Raw genomic sequence first — 26,677 nt, forward strand, 5'->3', positions numbered from 1 at the left:
GCATGGCGCGCGCCCGCAAACACAAATCCGTTGAAAGCCAGCTGTTTGTCTACGTGGACATCCGCGGCGAAGCGGTCCTGGCCGGCGTGCTGACGCTGGACGACTCGGACGAGAATCACTTTTTTGCCGAGTTCACCTATGTGCAGTCGTATGTGAACGACCCGCGCGCCTTCGCGCTGGACCCTTTGAATCTGCCCCTGATCGACGCCAAGACGACCTTCCGGACGGAAAGCCGCTACGAAACGCTCGGGGCGATCTTCGACGCCGCGCCGGATGCCTGGGGCCGCAACGTGATGCGCGTGGACAAGGCGGGCGCCCGGGTGACCGAAGACGAAGTCCTGCTGCGCGGGCGCGGCATGGGCGTGGGGGCGCTGTTCTTCAGCGCGCGCCAGCTCACGCCCAATATGCGCAAGACCTATCGCTTGCCCGAGATCAGCCAGTTGGAATCGTTGGCGGATTTGCTGACGGACATCGACCAGGGCGTGAAGCCGAAAGGCCTGTACCGCGACATCCTGGGCAGTTCGTGGGATATCGGCGGGGCGCGCCCCAAGACCATCGTGCGCGACGAGCAAGGCGAGATGTGGATCGCCAAGTTTCCGCGCCAAGGCGATTCCTATGACCGGCAACGCGTAGAGTTTGCCAATCTGGAGATGGCCCGGGCGATCGGGCTGACCGTGCCCGAGATCCATCTGACGCAAACCCATCTGGGCGCCGTGCTGCTGACCCGCCGCTTCGACCGGGAGCGGCTTGCGGCCGAGCGCGGCGGGGAACCCGTGGTGGCCCGCCGCCATTTCCTGAGCGGCGCGTCGCTGATCAGCCCGTCGGCGCAGATCGGCAAGCGCGAACTGGACGGCGCGCGCGGCAAGGCCACGTATTCGTACGCGCGCCTGGCGGACGTGGTGCGCCGCGTCTCGTCGAACCCGGTGCAAGACCTGAAAGAACTGTATGCCCGCATGATCCTGAACGTCGCCGTGCACAACACCGACGACCATCTGAAGAACGTGGGCTTCGTGAAGGACGAGGGCGCTGGCACGTATCGGCTGTCGCCCTTGTTCGATGTGGTCACGCAGGAAGGGTCGGCCAAGCATTACCTGCACATCGGCGCGGCGGGGCGCGACAGCACGTTCGAGAATTGCCTGACCGAATACCGGCGCTTCGGCTTGCGCTCCGAAGCCGTGGCGCAGTCGATCCTGGACCGCGTGCGGGAGGTGGTGGCCGAACGTGCCGGCTTCTATGACCGCGCCGGGATGAGCCGCGCGGAAATCACACAGGTGGAAGCGACGTTGACGGCATGGCGGCACGGTATATTGCCGGTATGAAAAAGCTGGATATTCCTGCCCTGGAAATCTTCGTCGCGGCCGTCGAAGAAAAGAGCCTGTCGAAAGCGGCCGAACGGGAAAACCTGGTGACGTCCGCCGCCAGTAAACGGGTGGCCGAGTTAGAGCGCCACCTTGACCGCACGCTATTGCATCGCCATGGCCGCGGGGTCGAGCCCACGCCTGCCGGCGCCTTGCTGTATCAGCGCGCGAAAGCCATCCTGCGCAGCGTGCAACTGACTGAGCAGGCCATCAACGGCTACTCCGTCAATGGGCAGGCCAAGATCCGGTTGGCCAGCAACCCGTCGACCATCCTGCAATTCCTGCCCGGCGTGATGGGGAGGTTCCTGGCGGGCCGCAGCGACGTCAGCGTGGACCTGCTGGAAGGCCACAGCTACGACATTCCGCGTCTGGTCGCCGAGGCGTCGGTGGATATCGGCATCTACCACGCCGATCATCCCGTGCCCGGCGTCGCGTCGTTCCCGTTCCGCCGGGATCGCGTGGGGCTGGTCGTGCCGGTCGGGCATCCGCTGGCGGACCGGACGGAACTGTTCCTGGAAGACGCGCTGGACTATGACCTGCTGGGCTACTTTCCCCGGCATTCGCTGGACCAGTTCCTGGCGTACGCGGGGCAGACGCTGTCGCGGCCGCCCAACGTCAAGCTGCAGGTGTCCAACTTTGAGACGCGGTGCCGGATGATCCGCGAAGGCCTGGGCATCGGCGTAGTGCCGGAAGGCATCGCGCGCCACTATCTGGCGTCGATGGGCCTGGTGCTGCTGCGGCTGCGGGATGACTGGGCGGAACGCCAGTTCTATGTCTGCGTGCGCGACACGGCGCAACTGGCGCGCCCGGTGGAAGAATTGCTGAAGGCGCTGACGACACCCGACACGCCGGCGCAGTAACGGCGCCGGCGTGTCGCGATGGCTAACCGGTCAGGCGCGCTTCGGCCGCCTGGGCCAGCACCGGCCGCAGATAGGCAAGGAAGCGGTCGGGATCTTCGCTCATGGGAAAGTGGCCCATGCCTTCCATGATCTGCCAATGCGATCCGGCGATTCGTCCAGCCAGGAACTCGGTGTCTTGCGGCGTGCACGAATAGTCGTATTCGCCGGTCAGCAGCCACAAGGGGCAACGACGCGTATCGATCTGGGCCACGCGGTCCCGGATGTCACCATCGGCCGTATAGAAATGCAGATCGCCCTTGAACACGCCTGGGCCGCTCTGCATGTAGTGCCACAGCGTTTCCCATCGATGATTGTCGGGGCTGCCCGGGCCCACCAGGCCGGACACGATGCCGGCGCAGACTTCGCCGCCGTGCACGTCGGGCCGGTTCAGCCATTCCAGGTCATAGTAGGGATCCACGTGGGCGCCCGACTGCAGCCCGATGGCGCCGCCGAAGCGGTGCGCGTGTTCCAGCGCAAGATGCAGCACGATGCGTCCGCCGATGGAGCATCCCATCACCAGCGGCCGGTCGAGCGCCAGCGCGTCGGCAACCGCGATGATCGCTTGCGCGTAATCCTCGGAGGTGAGTCGGTAGGTTTCCTGCTGCCAGCCTTCGGGCGGTGACGATTTGCCGTGCCAGGGCAGGTCGAACGCGATCACCCGGAAGGACGCCAGGATCCGCGGGTCGTTCATCACGGCCCGGTACTGCCGGGTATCGGCGCCCGCGGTGTGCAGGCACAGCAGCGGGATGCCGGTGCCGGCTTCCTCGACATAGACGCGGTGCGTACGGCCGCCTAGCGTCAAATGCAGGTAGCGCCCGATGATGGGTTCGAAGACGGCGGTTTGCGAATTCACGAGGACGCTCCTTCGGCGCGCGGGCAGGCCAGCACGTCCTTGAAATACAGCAGGTTGGACATCAGGGGATACAGGTCGCCTTCGGCACGCAGGCGCCGGAACTTCACCAGCGCCATCAGATCGTGGAAGCCTGGCGGGGGCAGGGGACGCCAGAATTGCGCCCAGTCTTCGGCCGAGGCGCGCAGGGCGAACTGCCAGCGCGGCATCACGAAGGGGCCTTTCCGTACGGACTGGATCCGGCCCGCCGACACCGTAATCAGGTAGGCATCCCCGCCGCGTTCCAGCAGGAACACCGTGTTCAGATGGCGGCCCCGCCATACCAGTCGCTCTTGACGGTTCACGGCGTCGGCCAGCCGGTTCAGGATGAAGTCGTCTTCTTGCATCGGGTTTTCCTTGTCACAAAGGGGGCGTATCCAGCCGGTAGATGCCTGCTTCGCCATCGGCGGGTGGGTATTGCCGAGCGACGGCGGGATCGTGGCCCGGAACGATATGCGCGTCGGATTGCACCAGCGCGCGAATACGCCGATAGCCTTCCAGCATGTCGCCCAGGTGAAAGATAGCGGGAAACGGGTTGTCGTCGGTGAAGTTGCGGGCATAGTGCAGGGCGTCGGAAGCCAGCACGATCCAGCCGCGCGCGGTGTGCACCCGCACCACCTGCAATCCCTGGGTATGGCCGCCGATGTGATGCAGTTCCAGCCCGGGCGCAAGCTCGGCGTCACCATCGTGGAAGCGGACGTGCCCCGCATAGACCTGGCGCACGACCGACTGCACGTCGTCCACCGAAAAGAAATGCCGCATGGCCGCAAAGCACATGTAGCGGCCAGTGGCGTACTGCATTTCGGTGTCTTGCAGATGGACCTGCGCTCGGGGATAGGCCTCGACGTTGCCGGCGTGGTCATAGTGCAGGTGCGTCAGGATCACGTGGTCGATGTCGGCCGGCGCCAGGCCCAACCGGGCCAGCGCGGCCTCGGGATGCAGCGTGAAGGCCCGGTCGCGGGCGCGCGCCGAGCATGCGCTGAAACCGGTGTCTACCAGCACATTGCCGGCCGGGCCGCGCAGCAGCCAGCAATAGAAATCCAGCGGCATGGGCCCGTCGTGCACGTCGGCGCGAGACAGGAAGTTGTCGACCGCGCGCCGGGTCACGCTGGCGTAGCGGATGGCATACGCCTCGTAGACCGGCAGTGCGGCGCCGTCTGCGGGCGCCGTGGTCATTGCTTGACCAGCTTGCATTGGCTTTCGGCCATGGGCATGAAAGCCTGGTCGCCCGGCACCGTCTTGACGATCTTGTAATAGTCCCACGCAGCCTGGGACTCCTTGGGCGCCTTCACCTCGACCACATAGGTGTCGTGGATCAGCTTGCCGTCTTCGCGCAGCCGGGCGTTGCGCGCAAACGCGTCATGGATCGGCATGCTGCGCAGCGTCTTCATCACGGTGTCCACATTGTCCGTACCTGATTTCTCCACGGCTCGCAGGTAGTTCAGCACGGCGGAATACTGGCCGGCCTGCAAGGCAGTGGGCATCTTGTTGGCGGCTTTGAAGAAGCGCTGCGCGAAGGCGCGCGTTTCGTCGTCCATGTTCCAGTAGAAGGTTTCGGCGAACGTCATGCCCTGGGCGGCTTCCAGGCCCACGCCGTGCACGTCCGTGATGCTCATCAGCATGGCGACCAGCTTCTGGCGGTCGGCCAGGCCAAATTCGCGGGCCTGCTTGATCTCGTTCTGCAAGTCGGCGCCCGCGCTGGCGAAGCCCACCGCATCCGCCTTGCTGGCTTGGGCCGACAGCAGGAAGGACGCGAAGTCCGTCCCCGGGAAGGGATAGCGGACCGAGCCGGCCACCGTGCCGCCGCCTTCCTTCACAAAACGCATACCGTCGCTTTCCAGCGAATGGCCGAATGCGTAGTCGGCCGTGACGAAATACCATTTCTTGGCGCCGGCTTCGACCAGCGGCAGCGTGCCCACCTTGGCCAGCGCATAGGTGTCATAGACCCACTGGACGTTGTTGGGCGAGCAGTCTTCGCCCGTGATGCGGGTGGCGCCCGCACCGGTGACCATCGTCATGCGGCCTTTTTCGCGGGCGATGTTCATCACGGCCAGCGCGACCGCGCTGTTGCCCAGTTCGGTCACCACGTCGACCTTTTCGCGGTCCATCCATTCCCGGGCTCGGCCGGCGGCCACGTCGGTCTTGTTCAGGTGATCGGCCGACAGCATCTCGATCGGCTTGCCCAGCACCTGGCCGCCGAAGTCTTCGATGGCGAGTTTGGTGGCCAGCACCGAACCCGGCCCGACGTTGCCAGAATAGGCGCCCGACATGTCCGTCAGCACGCCGATGCGCACGACGCCGTCCGAAATGCCTGCCGGCACCTGGGCGTGCGCGGGCGCTTGCGCCAGCCCGGCGCCCGCGGCCAGGACGAGCAGGGTGGTGATCTTCTTATTCATGGTCTTCTCCTTTGGGTGGGGCGGCTACAGTTGGCTGACGTACTTGATCTGCATGAACTCCTGCAGGCCTTCGACGCCGCCTTCCTTGCCCAGCCCGCTGTCCTTGAAGCCGCCGAAGGGGGTCTCGGGCAGGGATGCCTGGCAGTGGTTGATGCAGACGACGCCGCTTTCGATGCGTTCGGATGCCAGCCGCGCCGTCGCGGCGTCGCGCGTGAACACATATGAGGCCAGGCCGAACGGCAGGCGGTTGGCCAGCGCCAGCGCTTCGTCCGTCTCGCGAAAGGGCTGGACCAGCGCCAATGGGCCGAAGGGTTCGGTGTTGGCGGCCAGGCAGTCGGTGCCGACGTCGCGCAGCACGGTCGGCGCCCAGAACCAGCCGGGCAGGTCCAGGCGCGTGCCGCCGGCGGCAAGCTGCGCGCCGTGCCTGACCGCGTCGGCCACCATGGTTTCCATGGCGGCCAGGCGCCGGGGGTTCGCCAACGGCCCCATTTGCACGCCGGCTTCCAGCCCGTTGCCGACGCGCCAGCCCCGGGCACGCTCGGCCAGACGCTGCACAAACCGTTCATAGACGCCTTGCTGCACGAACATGCGGGTGGGCGACGTGCAGATCTGGCCGGCATTGCGCAACTTGGCGGCCAGCAGGGCATCGGCGGCGGCTTCCGGGTCGGCATCGTCGAACACCAGCACCGGCGCGTGTCCGCCCAGCTCCAGCGTGGCGCGCTTCAGGCCGGCGGCGGCCATCACCGCCAGTTCGCGACCGATGGACGTGGACCCGGTGAAGGTCACCATGCGGATCACGGGCGAGGCGATCAGGCGTTTGGAGATCTCGCCGGGGTCGCCGAACAGCATGTTCAACACGCCGGCGGGTAGGCCGGCATCGGCCAGCGCGCGGCCGATTTCCAGCGCGATCGCAGGGGTTTCCTCGGACGGCTTGATCACGATGGAGCAGCCGGCCGCCAACGCGCCCGCGATCTTGCGCGACGGCGTGATGGCCGGCGCATTCCAGCCCGAGAAGGCGGCGACCGGGCCAACCGGCTCCGGGACGGCCATCTGGCGGATGCCGCCAACACGCCCTGGGATCAGGCGGCCATAGGTGCGCCGGGCCTCTTCAGCCGCCCATTCGAACATTTCAGCCGCGGTCGCCACTTCCTTCTCGGATTCGGCCAGCGGCTTGCCCAGTTCCCGGGTGATCAGCCACGCCAACAGCGGCGTGCGTTCGCGCATCAGGCTGGCGGCGCGGCGCAGGATGGCCGCCCGTTCCAGCGCCGGCGTATCGCGCCAGCCGGGAAAGCTGCGGCGGGCGGCTTCCAGCGCCTCGTCGATGTCGTCCGGCGTCGCAACCGGCACGCGTCCCAGCACGGCCAAAGTGGCGGGGTCGATCACTTCCAGGCCCGGGCGGTTGGCGGCGGGCACGGCGCGGCCGCCGATCAGCAGGTTCAGTTCGGGATAGTGCATTTAGTCCGCCTTTGCGATGTGGCTGGTCTGCATGACTTGCGCCCAGCGGTCGGTTTGTGTGCTGATGTGCCGCGCGAAGTCTTCGGGGCTGCCGGTCATGGGGTATTGGCCCAGTTTCAACAGCGCGTCGCGCGCGGCTTCGGTGCCCATCACCTTGTTGATCGCGGCGTTCAGGCGCTGCGTCACGGCGGGCGGCACCCCGGCGGGCGCCAGCACGCCGTTCCACGGCTCGGCGGTGAACCCGGGGATGCCGGCCGATTCCGCCACCGTCGGCACGCCCGGCGCCACGGACGAGGGCTGGGCGGCTGCGATCCCCAGCGCCCGCATCTTGCCGGCCTGCACCTGCGGCATGGCGGCGATCGCGCTCAGGAACGCCATGTCCACCCGGCCGGCCACCAGGTCTGCGATGGCCGCCGAGTCGCCCTTGTAGGGAATGTGGGTGATGTCCACCTTGGAGGCGCTCTTGAACCATTCGCCGGCCAGGTGGTTGACGGCGCCGCTGCCGGCGGACGCGAAGGTCAATGCGCCGGGCTTGACCCGCGCGCCGGCGATCAGCTCCTGCACGGTCTTGAACGGCGAATCGGCCGGCACGACGAGCAGGTACGGGTAGCTGGCCACCAGCCCGACGGGCTGGAAGTCCTTCTGCACCTGATAGTCGACCTTCTGTTTGTAGACGGGTTCGATGGACAGCGTGCCGCTGCTGCCGAGCATCAGCGTGTAGCCGTCGGCGGCGGCGCGCTTGACGGCTTGCACCGCCACGACGCCGTTGGCGCCCGGGCGGTTTTCCACCACGATGGTCTGGCCCAGTTCGGTTTCGAGCCCGCGGGCCAGATAGCGTCCGACGGCGTCGGTCGGGCCGCCGGCGGTGAATCCGATCACCAGTGTGATCGGTTTGACGGGGTAATCCGCGGCGGCTGCATTAAAGCCGAACGCGGCGGCGAGCACGGGCAGCGCCCACCTGGAGAGCATGGAGGTCATGGTTGTCTCGAATAGGGAAAGGTGCGGCGCATCAGGCGCCGCCGGCAGGAAGACAGGGTTCAGGCGTAGCCGCGTTCGATCAGCTTGACCATCACCGGGTAGTACTCCTTGACGTAGCCCGCGGCGCGCGTGCGCTCCAGCAGGTCGTGCGTCAACTTGGCGGCGCGGGCGTCGACATCGCCCTGGTTCGCCAGTTCAAGCGCCAGCAGGATGTCCTTGATCGCGTACTCCGTGGGAAAGGTCTTTTCCGGGAACGATTCCGCGGCAAGCGCCTTCTGGCCCGGATTGCGCAGTACGAAGCTGTCGGCCGAGCCCTTGCTGAGAGCATCCAGCAGCAGCGTGCCGTCAACGCCCGCGCTGCGGCCGATCGTGATGGCTTCCGCCAGCGCATGCACCGTCATGAACACGACCATGTTGTTCATGATCTTCACGACCTGCCCATTGCCGACGCCGCCGCACAGCAGCACGTCCGTGCCCATGCACGACAGGTAGGGCAGGACCGTCTCGTAGTCCTCGCGGGTGGCGCCTACCGTGATCATCAGCGTGCCCAGCCGGGCGGCTTCGCGCATGCGCGCCACCGGCGCGTCGATCAGCAGGATGCCGTGGCCGCGCAACACCTCGGCCAGGCGGCGGGTGCGGCCGACGTCGCTGGTGCTCATGTCGACCACGATGCGGACGCGCCCGGCGGCCTCCACCAGACCGCCTGGTCCGGTGCACACCTGTTCCACCTGCACGATGCTGGGTAGCGACAGGAACACGATTTCGGCGGTCTGCGCCACTTCGATAATCGACGCGCAAGCGTGGCCGCCCAATGCGCCGATGCGGGCCACCGGCTCGGGACTGATATCGGCCACATAAACCGGGTGCCCGGATTTGCGGACGAGATTGGCGCACATGGGTTCGCCCATCACGCCCAGGCCGATGAAACCCAGCGGGGTCTTTGTCTCACTCATTACTTCCTCCTTGGTATGGCGACTGTTTTTCTTGCTATTGCCATGCAGCTTACGGAAGGCCCCCGCCGGGCGGTATGAAAAATTGGCAAAGCAACTATCTCAAAATCCGTCCCCCCTGGAACAAGAACGCTCGTTTTCCTTTTTATCAATCCTGGCCTGGAGCAGGCCGCCTAGAGTGGACGGCAGATATCAGCGACGCGGTTGCCGCGCTGCAATAACAAGAGGAGAGACAAGCATGCTGCTGGACACGATCGCCGCGTATGGCGCACAGGACACGCTGGCCAGGTTGCCGGAGGAGGTCAACCACCACGCCAAGCGCGCATTCCTGGATTGGCTGTCGGCGCTGTATCCCGGCACGCGCACGGCGCCTTGCCTGCAACTGCTGGGCGCGCACGGCGCCGAACTGGGTTCTGGCGCTTCCAGCTTGCCGGGCTGCGCCACCACCGCCTTTGCGGCCACGGCGGCGTGGATCAACGGCAGCGTGTCGCACGCCGTGGAATTCGACGACATCTTCCGCGACGCGATCTATCACCCCGGCTGCCCAACCATCGCCGCCGCCCTGGCGCTGGCCGAAGAGGGCGACGCCAGCGGCCAGGCCTTGCTGAACGCCATCGTGGTGGGTTACGAGATATCGACCCGCATCGGCGCTGCCGTGCAACCGTCGCATTACCGCTACTTCCATACCACCGGCACCGTAGGCTGCTTCGGCAGCGCCGCCGCCGCGGCGGCCTTGTGTGCCCCGGGCGACGCGCAGGCGATGCTGCATGCGCTGGCCACCGCCGGCACGTTGGCCAGCGGCCTGCAGCAGGCCTTCCGGTCCGACGCGATGAGCAAGGCGCTGCACGCCGGCCATGCCGCCGAAGTCGGCGTGCGGGCCGGGCAGGGCGCGGCGCACGGCATTACCGGTGTACCGGACATCCTGGAAGGCAAGGTCGGCTTCGGGGCGGCCTTGGCAGAAGATCCCGATTGGGCCGTGGCCGTCGACGGCCTGGGCCAACGCTACAACATCCTGTCGATCACGCAGAAGAACCACGGCTGCTGCGGCCATACCTTCGCCGCCATCGACGCCGCGCTGGCGTTGCGCCAGCAGGGGCTGCGTGCGGACGACGTCGCGGCGCTACGGGTAGACGCCTATCAGACGTCCCTGGACGTCACGGGCAATTTTTCGCCCAACACCGCCTTCGAGGCCAAGTTCAGCCTGCCGTACGTGGTGGCGCACGCGCTTGTCCATGGTTCGGTACGGCTGGACGCTTTCAGCCCCGACCGCCTGCGCGACCCGCAGGTACGCCAGCTGATGCAACGGCTGGAGTTACGGGCAGACGCTGCGTTCACAGGGGGCTTTCCCCGCATGCGCGCCGCGCGGCTGACGGTCACGACCACCGCCGGGCAGGTGCTTGAACACCATTCCCCGTTTCGCAAGGGTGACCCCGAGTCGCCGTTGTCGGATGCGGACCTTGCCGACAAATTCGACGAACTGGCCGGTCCCGTCCTGGGCCGGGCGCGCGCCCGCGCCTTGCGCGAGGACATCTGGCGCCTGGAGACGATGCCGGTGCGCGCACTGCGCCTGGCCGCCGACATGCCCCGACTTTGATTCCCGATCCCTTTGGAACCCATGACATCCACCGCATCCATGTCCTCTTTTTCTTCCTCTTCCTCCTTCGCCGACGCATTGCTGTCCCCCCGCGCGGTCGCCCTGGTGGGCGCCTCGGGCGACGCGCGCAAGAACACCGCGCGCCCTTTGCGGTTCATGCGCAAGCATGGCTATAGCGGGGCCATCTACCCCATCAACGCCGCCCGGGCCGAGATCCTGGGCGAACGGGCGTATCCGTCGCTGGCGGGCCTGCCCGGGCCGGTCGACCACGTTTTCGTGATGATTCCCGGCATTGAAGTGGCGGCGCTGCTGCCGGCTTGTGCCGAAGCCGGCGCGCGGGTCGTGACGGTCTATTCTGACGGGTTCGGTGAAACCGGGCCGGACGGCCAGGCGCGCCAGGCCGCACTGGTGGCGCAGGCACGCGGGCTGGGCCTGCGCCTGTTGGGACCGAACAGCATCGGCCTGGCCGACCTGCATACCGGCGGGATCCTGTCCGTGAACGCCGCGTTCGAGGCCGACACTCTGTTGCCCGGCGACATCAGCATGGTGTCCCAAAGCGGATCAATGATGGGGTCCTTGCTGTCGCGCGCCGCGGCCCGCGGCTTCGGGTTCGCCAAGTCGGTGTCGGTGGGCAACGAAAGCGATATCTCCGTCGGCGAGGTAGTCGATGCGCTGGTCGACGACCCGCACACCAAAGTCATCCTGCTGTTCCTGGAAACCTTGCGCGACGCGCCGACGCTGGCCCGGGCGCTGACGCGTGCCCGGGTCCAGGGCAAGCCGGTGGTCGCCTACAAACTGGGCCGGTCCGAACAAGGCGACGCGCTGGCGCAGTCGCATACGGGGGCCATGGCCGGCAACGACGCGGCAGTCGACGCCTTCTTGATCGCGCATGGGGTCATGCGGGTGCGGCATCTGGAGACCTTGTTCGAGATCGCGCCGCTGGCGTCGCGTTATCGCCGGCCGCACCGTGCCGCCGCTGCCGTGGCCGAGGGCGCCGCAGCCCGAGTCGCGGTGATCACCACCACGGGCGGCGGCGCTGCCACCGTGGTCGACAACCTGGGGCTGCACGGCCTGGCCGCCGTGGCGCCACCCGCGGATTTCGTGCGGATGATCGCCCAATCCGGCCTGAACATTCGGGAAACGCCCGTCATCGACCTGACACTGGCAGCCAGCAGCGCGCAATACAAGATGCTGCTTGAACACCTGCTGCGCGCCGAGTGGTGCGATGCCGTCTTGAGCGTGGTGGGGTCCTCGGCGCAGTTCCATCCCGGCCTGGCGGTCAAGCCGCTGTTGGAGGCGGACAAGCCGGACGGCAAACCCCTTGCGGTCTTCCTGGCGCCCGAGGCCCCGGAATCGCTGGCCTTGCTGCGTGCGGGCGGGATCGCCGCCTTTCGCACGCCTGAGGCCTGCGCCGACGCGCTTTCCATGTTCTTCGCCGATGCCGGCCAGCCGCCGGTGGCAGGCTCGCCCGTGGCGTGGCCGGAGGGCCTGCCGCAACGGGGCATGCTCAGTGAACACGAGTCGGGCGCACTGTTCCGCAGCCTGGGTGTGCCGGTGGCGGCCGGCCAACTGCTGGCGCCGGACGCGCTGCAGCACAGCGTGCCGTATCCGCTGGTGGCCAAGGTCTGCTCGCCGGACCTGGCCCACAAGACCGAATTGGGCGCTGTCCGTGTCGGCATCGCGGATGGGCAGGCGCTGGCGCTTGCGGCGGGCCAGATGCTGGATGCCGTTCGCCGCCAGGCGCCCCAGGCACGTATCGACGGCATCCTGGTCCAGCCCATGGAAAGCCGGTTGATCGAATTGATCCTGGGCTATCGCCACGATCCGCTGGTGGGCCCCACCGTGCTGCTGGGTGCAGGCGGCATCGCCGCCGAGCTGTCGCCGGACTTTGCGCTGCGCCTGGCGCCGGTGTCCGTGGACGAAGCCCGCCGCATGATCGTGGAAGTCCGCCAGACCCGGCTCGTCCGGGGCTTTCGCGGCTTGCCCGAAGGCGATTGCGAAAGCTTGGCCCGCACCATCGCGGCGTTTTCCAGGCTGGCTTGCCTGGCCGGCGTGCAGGTGGAGGAAGCCGAAATCAACCCCTTGTTCGTCCGCGCCGATGGCGTGGTCGCCGTCGACGGCCTGGTTCGCGTGGCCTGACCCTTACTCATTTTTCACTCTTGCATCAGGAACTACCTAGATGGACTTCAAGCTGACTCCGGAACAACAGGATTTCCAGACCGCGGTGCGCCGCTACGCCGAACGCGAATTGCGCGACGGCGCCGTCGAACGCGCCCACTCCGACGACTATCCCTGGGATGTGGCCCGCAACATGGCCGGGCAGGGCTTGCTGGGCATCACCGTGGCGGAACAGGACGGCGGCGTCGGCGGTTCGCTGATGGACGCCGTCATCGCCATCGAAACCGTGGCGTCCGTGTGCCCGCGCAGCGCCGACGTGGTGCAGGCGGGCAACTTCGGCGCTATCCGGGTGCTGGCCGAATACGGCAGCGCACTGCAAAAGCAGAAGTACCTGACCGCGCTGCTGGCCGGCGAAGGCCTGATTTCGGTCGGCATGACCGAACCCGATGCGGGCTCGGCCGTCACCGAACTGAAGACCAGCGCCACCCGTGCCGATGGCGGTTGGCGCATCAACGGCACCAAGATCTTCACCACCCACGGCCCGCACGCCAGCGTGATCCTGACCTATGTGCGCTTCGGCCCGGGAACGGGCGGCATCGGGTCCGTCCTGATCGACACCAAGGCCGAGGGCGTGAAACTGGGCAAGCGGTCCGCGTTCATGTCTGGCGAGGAATGGGTCGAGATCTTCTTCGACAATGTGTTCGTGGCCGACGACATGGTCGTCCTGGGCGAGGGCGGCTTCAAGAAACAGATCGCCGGCTTCAACGTGGAACGCATCGGCAACACGGCGCGGTCGCTGGCGCTGGGCCGCTATGCCTACGAAGAAGCGCGCAACTGGGCGATGCAGCGCAAGCAGTTCGGCCGCCTGTTGTGTGAATTTCAGGGGCTGCAATGGAAATTCGCCGATATGCGGATCAAGCTGGATACCGCCCAATTGCTGCTGTACCGGGCGGCCATCGGTGCGGACACCGGGTTCCCGTCGGCCACCGACACGGCCATTGCCAAGGCCTACTGCAACCAGGTGGGCTTCGACGTGGCCAATGACGCCTTGCAGGTGCTGGGCGGATTGGGCTACAGCCGGGAGTCACTGGTCGAGTACTGCGTGCGCCGGTGCCGCGGATGGATGATCGCCGGGGGATCCATCGAGATCCTGAAGAACCGCATCGCCGAAGGCATCTTCGAACGCAGCTTTTCGCAGCGTCCTCCGCGCTGAAGGTCACTCGGCGTGGGCCGTCGCCAGGTCAAAGCCCCGGCCGTGGCGCACCATGCCGGTGTGGAAGTCCTTGCTGAGCGCGGCCAGGGTGACGGCGCCGAACCGCTCCATCAGCAAGGCTTCGGCGTCTTCGAAGGCGCCGGTCAGCGCCTTGTTCACGGCCGCTTCGACCAGGCAGCCGGGCGCATCGCTACGGTTGCCCATGGCGAAGATCTCGGGCGACCCCAGCGCTTCATAGATGTCGCGCAGCGTCACGTGATTGAAATCGCACGAGATCGTCCAGCCGCCGCCATGGCCTTTTTCGGAACGCACCAGCCCCTGGTCGCGCAGCCCGGCCATGATGCGGCGGATGACGACGGGGTTGGTCTGCATGACGCGGCCCAGGTCTTCCGAGGTCATGGGACCGGGCGCCTCGGCCATATGCAGCAAGACATGGAGCACGCCGGATAGTTTGCTGTCTCTTCTCATGCAACGCATGCTATTGCATGAGAAGCGGCCCGGTCAAACGGCGCCGCCCTGTGCCCGGTCAACTGCGCTTGGCGGACCAGTTGCCCTTGCCGGCCGCCGTGCCGCTCATGGTCTTGCCGTTGACTTCACCGGTGTAGCGCACGCCGTTGGCGCTGAATGAAATCGCATTGCCGTTCAGCCGGGCGTCCGAAATGTCGGCCGATCCGAGCTTGCCCGACAGCATCTGGTAATGCTGGGTCAGCTGCAGCGTCTGGCCGTCCACCACCCATTTGCCCTCGACCTTGGCCGGCACGATCCAGAGCAGCGCAGTGCAATAAGTCGAGCAATCCTGGGTGACGGTTTCAGCCGCGTCGGGTTCCCAATCGCCCATGCGGAACGTGTTGGACACCACGCGGGTGCCCGGCGGCAGTTGCAGCAGCGTGGGCCGCAGCTTCTCGTTGATGGTCGACAGCAGGAACATGGTGATCACGTCTGCTTTGGACAAGTCGGTCTGGAACAGGTCGGCCGCTACAAAGGTGGCGCGGTCCGCGACGCCGGCCCGTTGCGCGTTACGGCGCGACAGCTCCACGAGGTCGGGGTTGTATTCAATGCCTTGGGCGGTCAGGCCGCGCTGCGCGGCGGTGATCACGGTGCGGCCGTCGCCGGAACCCAGATCCATCAGCCGGTCCTTCGGCGTGACTTTGGCCATGTCCAGCATCTTGTCTACCAGCGTCTGCGGCGTGGGTACCCAGATCACGTCCTTGCCGTCCTGGCCGACGTCCGGCACGTATTCCTCTTGGGTGCCGGCCGCGGCGGCAGGCTTTGCCGCAGGTTGGGCGGTGGCGATGGCCGCATAGGCCAGGGACAGCGCCATGGCGGTGGCCACTACGATGGCCCGGCGCCTGGGCAAGCGCGAAAGGCGGCCGGCGACTAGGGGTTGAGTCGAGGGTTGCATGGTGGGCTCTCCTTGTAGGTCAACAACTGGGAACGAACCGCGGGCGGGGCAGCGCCCGCCAGGAAAAGCATGCGTCAGCCCGACATCCCGGCAGGCTTGAGTAAACGCAGCATGGGGATGCCGGCCGCCAGGACGGCCAGACCGATCAAGGCGCCGGCGCCCGCATAGACCGCGCTGGAATAGACCAGGCCGGCGCAGGTCAGGCCCAGCAGCAGCGGGGGCAGGGGATAGAGCGGCACGCGGAACGGCCGCGGCCGCTCGGGATCCAGCTGCCGCAGGCGCCACACCGACGCTGCCACCAGCAGCATGAAGATCCAGAACACGGGCGCGGTGTACGCCACCAGCGTCTGCACGCTGTTCTGGCTGAACGCGCCCAGGGCCACCAGCACCAGCGTGATCGCGCCTTGGGCCAGCAGCGCGGCGACCGGCGTTTCCTTGCGGGCGCTCCAGCCCGCCAGCGCGTGCAGACGCGGCACGTCGCGGCCCAAGGCGTAATAGACGCGGGCGCCGGTGATGATGGTGCCGTTGATGGTACTGAGCGCGGTGGCACAAATGGTCAGGCTGAGCAGCGCGGCGGCATAGGGGCCGGCCGCCAGCTGCATGACGTCGGCGCCCAACGCGGGGGTGTCGCGCAGGCCTTGCAGGCCGAAGATCTCCAGCAGCGCAAGGTTCGTCAGCACATAGGCGCCCGTCACAATGACCGTACCGACCAGCAGCACCCGGCTCATGTTGCGGCCGGGATTGCGCAGTTCGCCGCTGAGGTAAGCGGCTTCGTTCCATCCGCCGTAGGTCAGCAGCACGAACACCATGCCCATGCCCATCAGGCCGGCCGGGCTGCCGACAAGCGGGGTGGGCGTGGTGGCGGCGGCTGCGTCGCCCGACGCGGTCAGGCTGGCGACCAGGACTGCCGCCAGCGCCCCGAGGGTCAACACGGTGAACACCCATTGCAGCCGTTTGGAATAGCGCGTGCCCACGATATTGAGCGCGGTCAGGGCGGCGACCGAGATCGCGGCATGCGCCGCCGGGCCGTAGGTACCCAGCGGCATCAGCCGCTGCGCATAGTCTCCGTAGATATAGGCGACCACGGCGATCGCGCCAGTCTGGATCACCGTACAGCGGGCCCAGGCAAACATCAGGCCGACGCGCGGGCCCCATGCCCGGGTCAGGTACAGGTATTCGCCGCCCGCACCGGGATAGGCCGAGCCCAGTTCCGCATAGCACAGGGCGCCGACCAGCATCACCAGGCCGCCCGCGCACCACAGCGCGATATACATGGCTTCGGAACCCGCGTGTTGCGCGACCAGCGGCGGAAACCCGAAGATGCCGATGCCGATCACGACCCCGACCAATACGACGATGGCGTCCATCACCGATAACCCCGGTTGCGCCTCGTCAAGCATACGGGTCGGTATCGCGGCGGTGCGCGGACGGATCAGTGTCATGGGAGCTCTCGGAGGGGCGGCGGGAGACAGGTGCGGCGCGTGCCGGAGAAGGCGCCTGACGATAACCTGAACAATTAGCGACCGTTACGAAAGCAAGAAAGTTTCTTCGGGTTTTCCCCGAAAAGACGATGAATTCGTGCAAAGGCGCCGAATATCATCGTCTATCTAACTTTAAAATAAGCAGTTAATTTATTGATTTATCTATATAAACATCTCAACTTAAAGTAAATTAGTTAAAGTGATTTATTAGGATGAAGGTCGCGATTTTTTTATCGCTGACCGTCATGAACCGAGACGGCGTCCTTGGTCAGCCCCCCTAAACGCGAATGCACGCGGCCCCCCGTGCCCATCACCAGCGCGAACAGGATTTCGCCCGCACGCGGCGCATCCTGAATGCCGATCTCGATGCTGTTGAAGTGGCTGCGTACGTAGGAGGCGTGGATGTAATGCACCGGCACCATGAGGCGATAGCCGGCCACCGCAACGGCCTTCACCGCGGGCACCATCGCCTTGGGTTCGCCCAGCACCGTGCGCATCGCCCAGCCACCGGCTTCATGCCAGACGGCGCCATGCTCCATCTCGCCATCCAGGCCGACGATGACGGCCTTGCTGTAGACCTCGATGTTGTCCTTGCCCAGCGTGTCCACCAGCTCGGTGGCCAGCAACGTGCCCAACGAGCGCAACTCGGCCATGAACGGCATCAGGTCCGGTTCGTAGCGCCCTGCGTAGGGGTTCTTGATGACGGCGCACGAGGCGGCCAGCTTCAGCGGCTGGGCCGGCGCGGGGCCGTTTTCGTGGAAAGTAGTTTCAACAATCAGGCAACGCTTGCGGATTTCAATCAACGACATGGAAGTCTCGTTACGTAGAGGGAATGAAGGGGGTCATTGCGGGGGAATGCCGGTTTCCTTGACGATCGCGGCCCATTTGTCGATCTCGGCCACGACGAAGGCGCCGAACTCGGCCGGGCTTTGCGTCTTCACGGTCAGCCCCTGGCGCGCGTAGGTTTCCTGCAGTTCTGTGTTGGCCAGGGCAATATCCAGGGAACGGGCCAAGCGGTCGGCCACGGGCTGGGGCAAGCCTGCCGGCCCCATCAGCCCGAACCAGACGGTCAGGTTGAAACCGGGGGCGCCGGATTCGTTCAAGGTGGGAATGTCGGGCGCTAGCGGGAAGCGGTCGGGCGTACTGACGCCGTACGTCTTGACCTTGCCGGCGCGGGCTTGCTGCAAGCCGTTGGCCAGGTCCGTGAACGTCAGGTCGACGGTGCCGCCGATGACGTCGGTCAGCGCTTGGGGGCCGCCGCGGTATGGGACGGCGGTGACGGTGATGTCGCCCATGGCGGCGAGCTTGGCGCCGAATACCTGGGCGCTGCCCGATCCGTAGGCGTAGGTGAGCTTGCCGGGATGTTGGCGGCCATAGGTGAACAGCTCGCCCACGTTGGCGCCTGCCGTCTTGGGCGAGCCCACCAGCAGATACGGCGTTTCCGCGACCGCGCCGATGGGCGCAAGGTCTTTCGCCGGGTTGTAGGGCAGGTCCTTGAACAGACTGACGCCGCTGGCGGCGGTAGAGACGCCCACCACCACCAGCGTATAGCCGTCGGGTTTCGCCCGCGCCACGTCGTGGGTGCCGATGATGCCGTTGGCCCCCGGCTTGTTCTCGACGACCACGGGCTGGCCCAGGTCGGTGGCCATATGCTTGCCCAGGCTGCGCGCCACCACGTCGGTGATGCTGCCGGGCGGGAAGGGGACGACCATCCGGATCGGGTGGTCGGGAAAAGAAGGGGCCGCCAGCGCTGAGGCGGCGGCGGTCAGCCCCAGCGCCAGGGCGATGGAGGTGGCGGTTCTGTGCATGGTGTTTGTCTCCCTTATGGCGGATGTGCCTTTGTTATAGGGGTGTTGCTGCGCGTTCAACCGACGTCGTGCCGCGTTTCCAGATAGCGGTAGATCTCCGTGTTGTCCGCGGCGGCGGGCAGGGCTTGCAGCGCCTGCTGCCAGAGGCCGGTGCACAGCGACAGTTGCGGCGCCAGCACGCCCGACAGTTGCTGCAGGCTGTCCGCGGTGCGCAGGTCTTTGGCCATCAGCGCCAGGGCAAAACCGCCATTGAAGGTGCGCGGCACGATGAACTGGGCCAGCTTTGTTTCGGTGGCCACGTTGCGGCCGCTAGACGCGTTCAGCACTTGGGTGAAGATGGCGGGGTCCAAATCCATCCCCTGGGCGATCAGCATTGCTTCGCTGGCCGCCAGCAGGCCGGCCGCGTAGACATAGTTGTTCAGCGCCTTCATGGCGTGGGCCGAGCCCACCGCACCCGTATGGATCAGCGTGGCCCCCATGCGGGACAGGATCGGCCGCACGCGTTCCAGGTCGTCGGCCAGACCGCCCGCCATGATCGCCAGCGTGCCGTTGGCGGCTTTGGCGACCGCGCCGGATACCGGGGCGTCGATCAGCGTGATGCCCGCGACATGCAGCAGCGGCGCCAGCCGCAGCGTGTCGGCGGGGTTGGACGAGCCCATGTCGATCAGGGTGGCCCCGCGCGGCAGCAGGGCCGCCAGGCCGGGCGAATCCTGCTCGCCCTCAATGACGGCGTTGGTGATCGCGCTATTGGGCAACATCGTGATGACCACCTCGCAGTCGGCCAGGTCGGCCAGGCCGGTGGCCGGCAGCAGCGTGCGTCCCCAGGCGGGATGCGCCTTCAGGCGATCAAACCGCTGCGGATCGCGGTCGTAGGCGTGGACGCGGAAGGTTTCCAAGCCCGCCAGGTTCTCAAGCATCGGCAGGCCTATCATGCCCAGGCCGATGAATCCCAGTTTCAACGTCATGCAATCCCTTTATCGAAACGACCGGAACGGCGCCCGGCGACGACTCTGGATGCTACCGATGCGGCGGGATTTCCTCTTATGCTAAGTTGGCCTGGGGATATAACAATTGATTATCGGAACAGGGCAATGCGGTTCAAACTGAGGCAGATGGAGGTGTTTCGGGCGGTGATGCTGACCGGATCGATGAACGGGGCGGCCAAGCTGCTGTTCGTGTCGCAGCCGGCGGTCAGCCGGCTGATTGCGCATACCGAGCAAAGCCTGGGCCTGCAATTGTTCGCCCGAGACAAAGGCAAGCTCACGCCCACGCCCGAGGCGCACCGGCTGTTCGAGGAAGTGGGGCCGCTATTTGAAGAGGCGCTGCGCATCGATGAATTTGCGCGGGACCTGGCGGCGCGCCCGGAAGGGGCGCTGACCTTGTGCTCCAGCCCCAGCCTGGGGCTGAACTTCCTGCCGCCCGTCATGGCGCGATACCTGGAGCGCTATCCGAACGTCCGGCTGAAGTACCACACGACGCTGCTGGCGGACATGGGGCACGAGCTCTTGGGGCGCAAGGCCGAACTGGCCGTGTCGGTACTGCCCATCGACCATCCAAATCTGATCGTCGAACCGTTCGCCACCGGGCAAATGGTCTGCATCCTGCCCACGGGCCATCCGCTGGCAGCCCAAGCGGAGGTTGGACTGGCCGAACTGGCCGCGTATCGGCTGGTGCTATACAGCCGCAACATCCCGTTCGGCCAATTGGTGGCGGCGGCGTTTCAGCGAGCCGGCGTGGCCTGGACCGCGTCGGTTGACATCGTCCGAGCCGAGCTGGCTTGCGCGCTGGTGCGGGCGGGCGCCGGGGTGGCGATCGTGGACCAGTTCTCGGTCGGGCAAGACGGTTGGCCCGGGCTGGTCGTGCGGCCGCTGCGCGAATCGATTCCGCTGGCGTTGAGCCTGGTGCGGTCACGATTCGATGCGCCCAGCCGCCACGCGCAGCGTTTCGTGCGGGTGTTGAAGGAATACGCGGGAACCTAGGCTGGGTCGCGCGGCCGGGATTGCCTAGCTGGCCAGCTGCCGGCAGAGTTCGGCTGCGTACTCCTGGCCGTTGCGCATCCGCAGGTATTCCGCATAGCGCTGCCGGTACACCGGGTTAAACGTGTCCAGCCGCTGACGTCCGCGGAACAGTTCTTCCATGCCGGCGCGTTTCCAGATCATCGTGTCCGCGCGGACCTCAGCACGGGTCTTCATGCCTTTTTCCTGCATGCTGAGGTAGCTCGCCAGACGTTCGGGTGATGCGTCGCAGGTGGCCAATACGGCAGCAGGCGCTGCGTGCGTCGCGGGCGCCAGGGGTTGGCCTTGAGCGGTTGCGCCGAAAGCGGCAAGCGCCAGCGCCAGAATCAGGGGGCGAGAGATCGTCGTCATGGCATTCACCGGTTGTCGTTGGCAAGGCCGCGCTCAAGCTCAAGCGCCTGTTGGTATTCGGGACCCGTGCGCATCCGCACGTACTCGGCATACCGCGTGCGGTAGTCCAGCCCGAACACATCGGGTTCCAATTCGCCGCGATGCAGCTCGGCCAGGCCGGCCTGGGTCCAGAGCCGGAGGTCGGCGCGAACTTCTGCGCGGGTCTTGGATGACGGTTGGTAGACCTGGGCCGGGTAATCCTGTTCGCCGTAAGTGACGAGGCCTGCGGCTTTGGCCTGTTGCAGCTCGGCGGCGACCTGTTCGCGGGTCTTCGGCTCGGCCTGCACGGCGGGGGCCGCGGCAGCGAAAGACACGGCAAGGACCAGCAGCATCGAAAGGCGTTGAGTCGGACGGTTCATTGTTTCTCCATGGAACGAGTTGGGTGTAGCAACAAGTCTATGGAGGGGCGCCCGACAGGAATCGGACCGGCAGATTAGTTTTCTGTAATGTCGTGCGCGGCGTCACTTGCCGGCGGCGTCGACACGCTGAAGCCGATAACGGTCGTCCGTCCTTCGGACCGCACGAAGCTGCTTCCGCCGTGCATGCGGGCGATGGCGGCCACGATGGCCAGGCCCAGCCCGTGATGGTCGCCGTCGAACCCCCGGGCCTCGTCCGTGCGGTAGAAGCGGTGGAACAGGCGCGGCAGATGCTCCGGCGGTATGGGTTCGCCGGCATTGCGCACGGCGATCTGCACTTCGCGCGCACCGCGTTGGGAGACGCTGATGTCGATCACGCTGCCCTGGTCGGCATAGCGGACTGCATTGGACACCAGGTTCGACACGGCCCGCTGGAACAGCCTGCGGTCGATGGCGGCGGTGGCCCCGCCAAGGACGCGAATCTGCAGCCCGGCCTCCAGGGCTTCCGCCTCGTGGTATTGACCGACTTCCTCGACCACGCCGGCCAAATCGCCCTCCCAGGTGGCGCGAGCCTGCGCGCCCCGGTCGGCTTGCGACAGGAACAGCATGTCGTTGACGATGCTGGACAGCCGGTGCAGTTCCTCCAGGTTGGACCCCAGGATCTCGCGCAGGGCGTCCTGAGACGGGCGGGTCTTGAGCGCCAGTTCCGTTTCGCCGATCAGGGTAGCCAGCGGCGTGCGCATCTCGTGCGCCACGTCGGCATTGAAGCCTTCCATCTGGACGTAGGCGCGCTCAAGCCGTTGCAGCACCGCATTGAACTGGCGCACCAGCGGGCGGACTTCGTCGGCCTGGCCGCTTTCGTCCAGCCGTTCGCCGATGCGGTCGGGTGACAACTGGGCGGCTTGGGTGGCCAGGGCATCCAAGGGCGCCAGCCCCCGACGTACCAGCATCGTGGCGACCTTGGCGGCCACGATGGCGCCGACCAGCGCGCAGCCGAACAGGGTCCAGGCCAGGGCACGCCGCAACCGGATGTCGGGCGTGATGTCCAGCACCAGTTCCGCGCTCATGGAATCGCCCGGGGTGCTGGGGTGGGGCAGCGAAAAGGTGATGCGGCGGTCGTGGTCGACATCGTTGTCGCGGCTGATCGGGCTGCCGTAGGCGACTTTCTCGCCGTCAATCTCCAGTTCCAGCGAGAAGTCCGGGCGGCCGTAAAAGAAGTCGTCAAGCTTGTGGCGCAATCGGGTCGAGTCGCCGTTGCCGCGGTTCTCGTCGACCAGGTGGCGGATGACTTCGACCTTCTGCTGAAGCAGGGCGTCCTGGCGATAGCTCAGGTTGAGGTTGGTGGCGTAATAGACCGCGATGCACACCAGGCCCAAACAAAGGAAAGTCTGGATGGCGAGCCAGCGCGACAGCCAGCGGCGCAGCGAGCGGGGGCGGCGAACGGCGGGCATCAGTCTTCGCGGACCTCAAGCACATAACCCATGCCGCGCACGGTGTGCACCAGCTTTCTCTCGAACGGGTCGTCGATCTTGCCGCGCAGCCGTCGCACCGCGACTTCGACCACATTGGTGTTGCTGTTGAAATTGATGTCCCACACCTGTTCTGCCAGTTCCAGGCGCGACAGGACTTCGCCCTGTTTGCGCATCAGCAGCGCCAACAAGGTGAATTCCTTGGCGGTCAGGTCCAGGCGCACGCCATCGCGGCTGGCGCGGCGGCGCAGCAGGTCCAGCTCCAGCCCGTCGACCCGCAACAGGTTCTGGCTCCGGGTCTCCGTATGCTGATGCCCGCTGCGCCGGCCCAGCGCCAGTACGCGGGCCAGCAATTCAGACAGAGCAAAGGGTTTGACCAGATAGTCGTCGGCGCCGTCGCGCAGCCCCTTGACCCGGTCTTCGATCTTGTCGCGCGCGGTCAGCATCAGGACAGGCGTGCGGGAGAAGGCCCGGATGTCGCGCAGGACGGAAAACCCGTCCATGCCGGGCAGCATCACATCCAGCAGAATCAGGTCATATAGGCCTTCGCGGGCCAGATGCAGGCCGTTGACGCCGTCGTGCGCCACATCGACCACGTAGTTGTGTTCGGTCAGTGCCCGCCGCAAATATTCGGCCAGCTTTTTCTCGTCTTCGATTACCAGGACTTTCATAGAGGCCAGGAAGAGGGGGGCATGGGCGGCAGCGCGATGCCGCCGTGGCCCGGTGGCCGGGGCCGGCGGGCGATCGGCGCGCATGGGGCGTCCGTGCCGATTTTACGGCGCATTCGGGTGGGACGAGCGGGCGCGCCGAAGGGACGGCGTTTCAGGCCTGGCGGGAATCAGCCCGGCGTATAGATGTCCGCCAGGCGGGCGCGCTCGGCGGGCGTGACGGCTTCGACCTCGGCCAGCGCGTCGGCGCGGGTGCGCGAGGTGGCCTGCTTGGCCCAGGCGGGCTTGGGCAGGTTGCGATAGGTCAGGAACCATTGGCGCTTATCGGCTTTCGCCTCGGCCAGCTCGGCCTCGACCTGATCACGGGATTTGCCGTTGGCCGCGTGTTCGGGGGCGATGGCGTAGCCGATCTCGGTGTCCGTCTGGTGCCAGACGTTGTTGGCGCTGGCCAGGGCGGGCACGCTGATCAGGGCGGTCAAAGCGAGGGTGGCGGCGATACGGGTCTTCATCAGGAATCTCCTCGATGCGTGTGTCGGACTGGCGGCGGTTGCCTGGCCAGCGCCTACACGCTGTTTGTGAAACGGTGGAGACACTTTACGAATTCAAGTTCGTCAATTCGCAAACACCCTGATTACGAATTCGTAATGCCGCGAACCTTACAGAAATGTCATGTAGCGGTCGAGATTTTGACGAGGGCGCCTGGATACAGTGCCGGCACACCCATCCTCTTGATCCCCGCCTGGCATCGCCGCAGGCCGTCTCCGTTGGTTGACCCATGCGTTTATCCGTCTTACCGCTTGCCGTCGCGGCCTTGGCCGCGGCGTTCGCCTTGCCTGCCCGCACCGAGGCACAGCCATTGACCCTGGAACGCGCCATGTCCGCCGCGTTCGACAACAACCCGGGCTTTGCCGCCGCACGCAACGAGGCCGCGGCCAGCGAGGGGCAACTGACGCAGGCCGGCGTGCTGCCCAACCCGTCGCTGGAGGTCAGCGTGGACGACACCCAGAAGGCCACGCGCACCACGACCACGATGCTGAGCATGCCGATCGAAACCGGCGGCAAGCGCGGCGCGCGCATCAAGGCGGCTGGCCTGTCGCGGGATATCGCGCAGCGCGACCTGGCGGCCGCGCGCGCCGGCTTGCGGTCCGCGGTGATTGCCGCATTCTTCGAAGCGGCCGTGGCGCAGGAGGCCGTGCGCGTCGCCCGCGGCAACATGGATATTGCCAATAGCGCATTGCGCCTGGCCGAGCGGCGCGTGGCGGCGGGCAAGGCGCCGCCCCTGGAAAGCAGCAAGGCCCAGGTGGAGCTGGCCAATGCGCGCATCGAGGCCCGCACGGCAGACGCGGCGTTGGAAGCCGCCCGACGCAAGCTGGGCTTGCTATGGGGCAATGCCCAGCCCGACTTCGACAGCGTCGACGGCAAGTTGGACGCCTTGCCTCAGCGCGGTTCGCTCGACGAACTGAGCGCGGCCCTGGGCGATGCGCCGTTGATGCAAGGCGGGCGGCTGGCCGTGGACCTGGGCCGGGCGCAGCTGGAAGTCGAGAAGAGCAAGCGCTATCCGGACATCACGTTGAGCGCGGGCGTGGCGCGCGACAACGAGGCCGGCCGCAACAAGGCCCAGCTGGGCGTATCGATTCCGCTGCCGCTGTTCGACCGGAACCAGGGCAACGTCTATGCGGCCACGATGAAGGCCTACAAAGCGCAAGACACCTATCGCGAACTGGCGGCGCGCCTGATGGGCGACTTGCTGCAGGCCGTATCGCAGTTCGACCTGGCGGTGGGATCGGCCCGCGAGTACCGAGGCGCCGTGCTGCCCGGCGCGGCCCAGGCCTATGACGCCGCACGCAAAGGATTCGAAGCCGGCAAGTTCGGCTTCCTGGAGGTGCTGGACGCCCAGCGCACGCTGTCCCAGGGAAACATCGCCTACCTGACGGCGCTGGCTTCGGCCTACCAGGCCTCCGCGGAAATCGACCGCATTCTTGGACGTTGAAAAGAACCCTACACATGGCAAAGCATCGAATTGAATCCGTCCGCGCGCGCAACGCGCTGGCTGTCGCCGTCTTGTCCGGCCTGCTGCTGGGCCCGGCGGGCGCCGCGTGGGCGGATGCGCCGGCCAAACCCGGCCCATCCGCGCAATCCGCCAAAGATGCGGACCACGGACACGCCGAGGGAGAGGCCGACCACGACGAAACGGGAAAGGAAGAAGAGGGGAAGGTGACGCTATCGGCCGAACAGATCGCGGTGGCGGGCATCAAGGTGGCCGTTGCCGCGCCAGCCACGCTAGCCCGGTCCGCGGCGTTCCCGGGCGAAATCAAGTTCAACGCCGACCGCACCGCCCACGTCGTGCCGCGAATGGCTGGCGTGGTCGAAAGCGTGTCGGCCGACCTGGGCCAGCAGGTCAGGAAGGGCGATCTGCTGGCCACGATTTCCAGCGCGGGCTTGTCCGAACTCCGTAGCGAATGGCTGGCGGCCGTGAAGCGGCGCGAGCTGGCGGCGCAGAACCATCAGCGCGAGCGCCGGCTCTGGCAAGAAAAGGTGTCCGCCGAGCAGGACTATCAACAGGCCCGTACCGCGCTGGAAGAAGCGCGCATCGCCGTCCAGAACGCCGAGCAGAAATTGCGCACGGCGGGCGCATCGCCCCAGTCCAAAGACCTGGGCATTCTGGAGATCCGCGCGCCGTTCGACGGCGTCATCGTGGAAAAACATATTGCGCTGGGCGAAGCGCTGGCCGACACCGCCAGCATCTTCACGCTATCGGACATGCGCACGGTCTGGGCGGAATTCGTGATCGCGCCCAAGGACCTGCAGGACGTACGGGTGGGCGAACGGGCCCGTGTCGCCTCGGCGGCATTCACCGAAACCGCGGACGGCAAGGTGTCATACATCGGTTCGCTGCTGGGGCAGCAGACACGCACCGCGACCGCCCGCGTCACGCTGGACAACCCCGACATGGCCTGGCGTCCGGGCCTGTTCGTGTCGGTCAACGTCGTGGTCCAGACCTCTGACGCGGCAGTGGCCGTTGCCGCCGAGGCTGTGCAGACGATCGAAGACCGGCCGGCGGTGTTTGTCGAAGTGCCCGGCGGTTTCCAGGCGCAGCCCGTCACGCTGGGCAAGCAGTCGGACGATCAGGTTGAAGTGCTGGCGGGCCTGGAAGCCGGCACGCGGTATGTCACCCGCAACGCCTTCGTTCTGAAATCCGAGCTGGGCAAAGCCAGCGCCGACCACGCGCACTGAGCCG

The 26,677-nt window shown here is 66.5% G+C and carries 26 protein-coding genes; 8 read left to right on the forward strand and 18 right to left on the reverse strand.

Annotated features, from left to right (window positions below; translation table 11 throughout):
- Nucleotides 1–2 precede the first annotated feature (2 nt).
- The gene (locus AC3WMU_RS06185) at nucleotides 3–1,319 is read left to right on the forward strand and encodes a type II toxin-antitoxin system HipA family toxin (RefSeq protein WP_315129960.1); all 1,317 of its coding nucleotides are present in this window, start codon (nucleotides 3–5) and stop codon (nucleotides 1,317–1,319) included.
- Nucleotides 1,316–2,218, forward strand: a complete 903-nt coding sequence (locus tag AC3WMU_RS06190; RefSeq protein ID WP_427957726.1) for a LysR family transcriptional regulator — start codon at nucleotides 1,316–1,318, stop codon at nucleotides 2,216–2,218. The genes AC3WMU_RS06185 and AC3WMU_RS06190 overlap by 4 nt, the downstream gene beginning before the upstream one ends.
- 22 nt (nucleotides 2,219–2,240) lie before the next feature.
- On the opposite strand, the gene AC3WMU_RS06195 is transcribed toward AC3WMU_RS06190, so the two are convergent.
- The 7 genes from AC3WMU_RS06195 to AC3WMU_RS06225 are packed head-to-tail and all read right to left on the reverse strand — an operon-like array spanning nucleotide 2,241 to nucleotide 8,928.
- Nucleotides 2,241–3,110, reverse strand: a complete 870-nt coding sequence (locus AC3WMU_RS06195; protein ID WP_315129961.1) for an alpha/beta fold hydrolase — start codon at nucleotides 3,108–3,110, stop codon at nucleotides 2,241–2,243.
- Nucleotides 3,107–3,493: a hypothetical protein gene (locus AC3WMU_RS06200; RefSeq protein WP_492281986.1), complete on the reverse strand. Its 387-nt coding sequence runs from the start codon at nucleotides 3,491–3,493 to the stop codon at nucleotides 3,107–3,109. The genes AC3WMU_RS06195 and AC3WMU_RS06200 overlap by 4 nt, the downstream gene beginning before the upstream one ends.
- A 13-nt stretch (nucleotides 3,494–3,506) precedes the next feature.
- On the reverse strand, nucleotides 3,507–4,322 hold the full coding sequence (locus AC3WMU_RS06205) for an N-acyl homoserine lactonase family protein (protein WP_088587429.1): 816 nt from the start codon (nucleotides 4,320–4,322) through the stop codon (nucleotides 3,507–3,509).
- Nucleotides 4,319–5,542: an ABC transporter substrate-binding protein gene (locus tag AC3WMU_RS06210; protein WP_492281987.1), complete on the reverse strand. Its 1,224-nt coding sequence runs from the start codon at nucleotides 5,540–5,542 to the stop codon at nucleotides 4,319–4,321. Before AC3WMU_RS06210 ends, AC3WMU_RS06205 begins: the two co-directional genes overlap by 4 nt.
- A gap of 24 nt (nucleotides 5,543–5,566) precedes the next feature.
- Nucleotides 5,567–6,997 (reverse strand): NAD-dependent succinate-semialdehyde dehydrogenase, encoded by a 1,431-nt coding sequence (locus AC3WMU_RS06215; RefSeq protein WP_492281988.1) that lies wholly within the window; start codon nucleotides 6,995–6,997, stop codon nucleotides 5,567–5,569.
- Complete coding sequence (locus AC3WMU_RS06220; protein ID WP_280026222.1) at nucleotides 6,998–7,975, reverse strand: Bug family tripartite tricarboxylate transporter substrate binding protein; 978 nt, start codon at nucleotides 7,973–7,975, stop codon at nucleotides 6,998–7,000. It lies immediately after the preceding gene.
- 59 nt (nucleotides 7,976–8,034) lie between these two features.
- Complete coding sequence (locus tag AC3WMU_RS06225) at nucleotides 8,035–8,928, reverse strand: NAD(P)-dependent oxidoreductase (RefSeq protein ID WP_088587433.1); 894 nt, start codon at nucleotides 8,926–8,928, stop codon at nucleotides 8,035–8,037.
- Between the two features lie 235 nt (nucleotides 8,929–9,163).
- Here AC3WMU_RS06225 and AC3WMU_RS06230 point away from each other — a divergent pair, with 235 nt between their 5' ends.
- From AC3WMU_RS06230 to AC3WMU_RS06240, 3 genes are read left to right on the forward strand one after another with little or no spacing between them, the layout of a single operon-like run.
- Nucleotides 9,164–10,519: an MmgE/PrpD family protein gene (locus tag AC3WMU_RS06230; RefSeq protein WP_492281989.1), complete on the forward strand. Its 1,356-nt coding sequence runs from the start codon at nucleotides 9,164–9,166 to the stop codon at nucleotides 10,517–10,519.
- A 21-nt stretch (nucleotides 10,520–10,540) separates the two neighbouring features.
- Nucleotides 10,541–12,658, forward strand: a complete 2,118-nt coding sequence (locus tag AC3WMU_RS06235; RefSeq protein ID WP_492281990.1) for an acetate--CoA ligase family protein — start codon at nucleotides 10,541–10,543, stop codon at nucleotides 12,656–12,658.
- 40 nt (nucleotides 12,659–12,698) lie between these two features.
- Nucleotides 12,699–13,850: an acyl-CoA dehydrogenase family protein gene (locus AC3WMU_RS06240; protein WP_492281991.1), complete on the forward strand. Its 1,152-nt coding sequence runs from the start codon at nucleotides 12,699–12,701 to the stop codon at nucleotides 13,848–13,850.
- A 3-nt stretch (nucleotides 13,851–13,853) separates the two neighbouring features.
- Here AC3WMU_RS06240 and AC3WMU_RS06245 read toward each other — a convergent pair whose 3' ends face one another.
- From AC3WMU_RS06245 to AC3WMU_RS06270, 6 genes are all read right to left on the reverse strand, one after another.
- Nucleotides 13,854–14,318, reverse strand: a complete 465-nt coding sequence (locus tag AC3WMU_RS06245; protein ID WP_492281992.1) for an Rrf2 family transcriptional regulator — start codon at nucleotides 14,316–14,318, stop codon at nucleotides 13,854–13,856.
- Nucleotides 14,319–14,376: 58 nt separating this feature from the next.
- Nucleotides 14,377–15,252 (reverse strand): SAM-dependent methyltransferase, encoded by an 876-nt coding sequence (locus AC3WMU_RS06250; RefSeq protein WP_492281993.1) that lies wholly within the window; start codon nucleotides 15,250–15,252, stop codon nucleotides 14,377–14,379.
- 74 nt (nucleotides 15,253–15,326) lie between these two features.
- Entirely contained in the window at nucleotides 15,327–16,619 is a 1,293-nt protein-coding gene (locus tag AC3WMU_RS06255) for an APC family permease (RefSeq protein WP_006222062.1), read from the reverse strand.
- Nucleotides 16,620–16,963: 344 nt separating this feature from the next.
- Nucleotides 16,964–17,542 carry an amino acid synthesis family protein gene (locus AC3WMU_RS06260; protein WP_006222061.1) on the reverse strand — a complete coding sequence of 193 codons (579 nt, stop codon included), beginning with the start codon at nucleotides 17,540–17,542 and terminating at the stop codon, nucleotides 16,964–16,966.
- Nucleotides 17,543–17,575: 33 nt separating this feature from the next.
- Nucleotides 17,576–18,541 (reverse strand): Bug family tripartite tricarboxylate transporter substrate binding protein, encoded by a 966-nt coding sequence (locus AC3WMU_RS06265; RefSeq protein ID WP_492281994.1) that lies wholly within the window; start codon nucleotides 18,539–18,541, stop codon nucleotides 17,576–17,578.
- A 56-nt stretch (nucleotides 18,542–18,597) separates the two neighbouring features.
- Nucleotides 18,598–19,506, reverse strand: coding sequence for an NAD(P)-dependent oxidoreductase (locus AC3WMU_RS06270; protein WP_492281995.1), 909 nt, complete (start codon nucleotides 19,504–19,506; stop codon nucleotides 18,598–18,600).
- Nucleotides 19,507–19,632: 126 nt separating this feature from the next.
- Between AC3WMU_RS06270 and AC3WMU_RS06275 the strand changes: the two genes are divergently transcribed.
- Complete coding sequence (locus AC3WMU_RS06275; RefSeq protein WP_006222058.1) at nucleotides 19,633–20,520, forward strand: LysR family transcriptional regulator; 888 nt, start codon at nucleotides 19,633–19,635, stop codon at nucleotides 20,518–20,520.
- 24 nt (nucleotides 20,521–20,544) lie between these two features.
- Here the strand turns inward: AC3WMU_RS06275 and AC3WMU_RS06280 are convergent, their stop codons facing one another.
- From AC3WMU_RS06280 to AC3WMU_RS06300, 5 genes are all read right to left on the reverse strand, one after another.
- Nucleotides 20,545–20,907 carry a hypothetical protein gene (locus AC3WMU_RS06280; RefSeq protein ID WP_280026231.1) on the reverse strand — a complete coding sequence of 121 codons (363 nt, stop codon included), beginning with the start codon at nucleotides 20,905–20,907 and terminating at the stop codon, nucleotides 20,545–20,547.
- A 5-nt stretch (nucleotides 20,908–20,912) separates the two neighbouring features.
- A complete protein-coding gene (locus tag AC3WMU_RS06285; protein ID WP_280026232.1) occupies nucleotides 20,913–21,305 on the reverse strand; it encodes a DUF4148 domain-containing protein in 393 nt (130 codons plus the stop codon).
- Between the two features lie 74 nt (nucleotides 21,306–21,379).
- Nucleotides 21,380–22,753: a heavy metal sensor histidine kinase gene (locus AC3WMU_RS06290; protein ID WP_280026233.1), complete on the reverse strand. Its 1,374-nt coding sequence runs from the start codon at nucleotides 22,751–22,753 to the stop codon at nucleotides 21,380–21,382.
- Nucleotides 22,753–23,442: a heavy metal response regulator transcription factor gene (locus tag AC3WMU_RS06295; RefSeq protein WP_006222054.1), complete on the reverse strand. Its 690-nt coding sequence runs from the start codon at nucleotides 23,440–23,442 to the stop codon at nucleotides 22,753–22,755. The genes AC3WMU_RS06290 and AC3WMU_RS06295 overlap by 1 nt, the downstream gene beginning before the upstream one ends.
- 167 nt (nucleotides 23,443–23,609) lie before the next feature.
- Complete coding sequence (locus AC3WMU_RS06300) at nucleotides 23,610–23,948, reverse strand: DUF4148 domain-containing protein (protein ID WP_006222053.1); 339 nt, start codon at nucleotides 23,946–23,948, stop codon at nucleotides 23,610–23,612.
- A gap of 266 nt (nucleotides 23,949–24,214) precedes the next feature.
- On the opposite strand from AC3WMU_RS06300, the gene AC3WMU_RS06305 reads away from it, so the two are divergent.
- Together AC3WMU_RS06305 and AC3WMU_RS06310 are read left to right on the forward strand one after the other, a co-directional pair.
- Nucleotides 24,215–25,429 carry a TolC family protein gene (locus tag AC3WMU_RS06305; RefSeq protein ID WP_006222052.1) on the forward strand — a complete coding sequence of 405 codons (1,215 nt, stop codon included), beginning with the start codon at nucleotides 24,215–24,217 and terminating at the stop codon, nucleotides 25,427–25,429.
- A gap of 14 nt (nucleotides 25,430–25,443) precedes the next feature.
- Nucleotides 25,444–26,673, forward strand: coding sequence for an efflux RND transporter periplasmic adaptor subunit (locus AC3WMU_RS06310; RefSeq protein ID WP_006222051.1), 1,230 nt, complete (start codon nucleotides 25,444–25,446; stop codon nucleotides 26,671–26,673).
- Nucleotides 26,674–26,677 lie beyond the last annotated feature (4 nt).

This window comes from Achromobacter sp. FW305-C-13 (genome assembly GCF_058783475.1).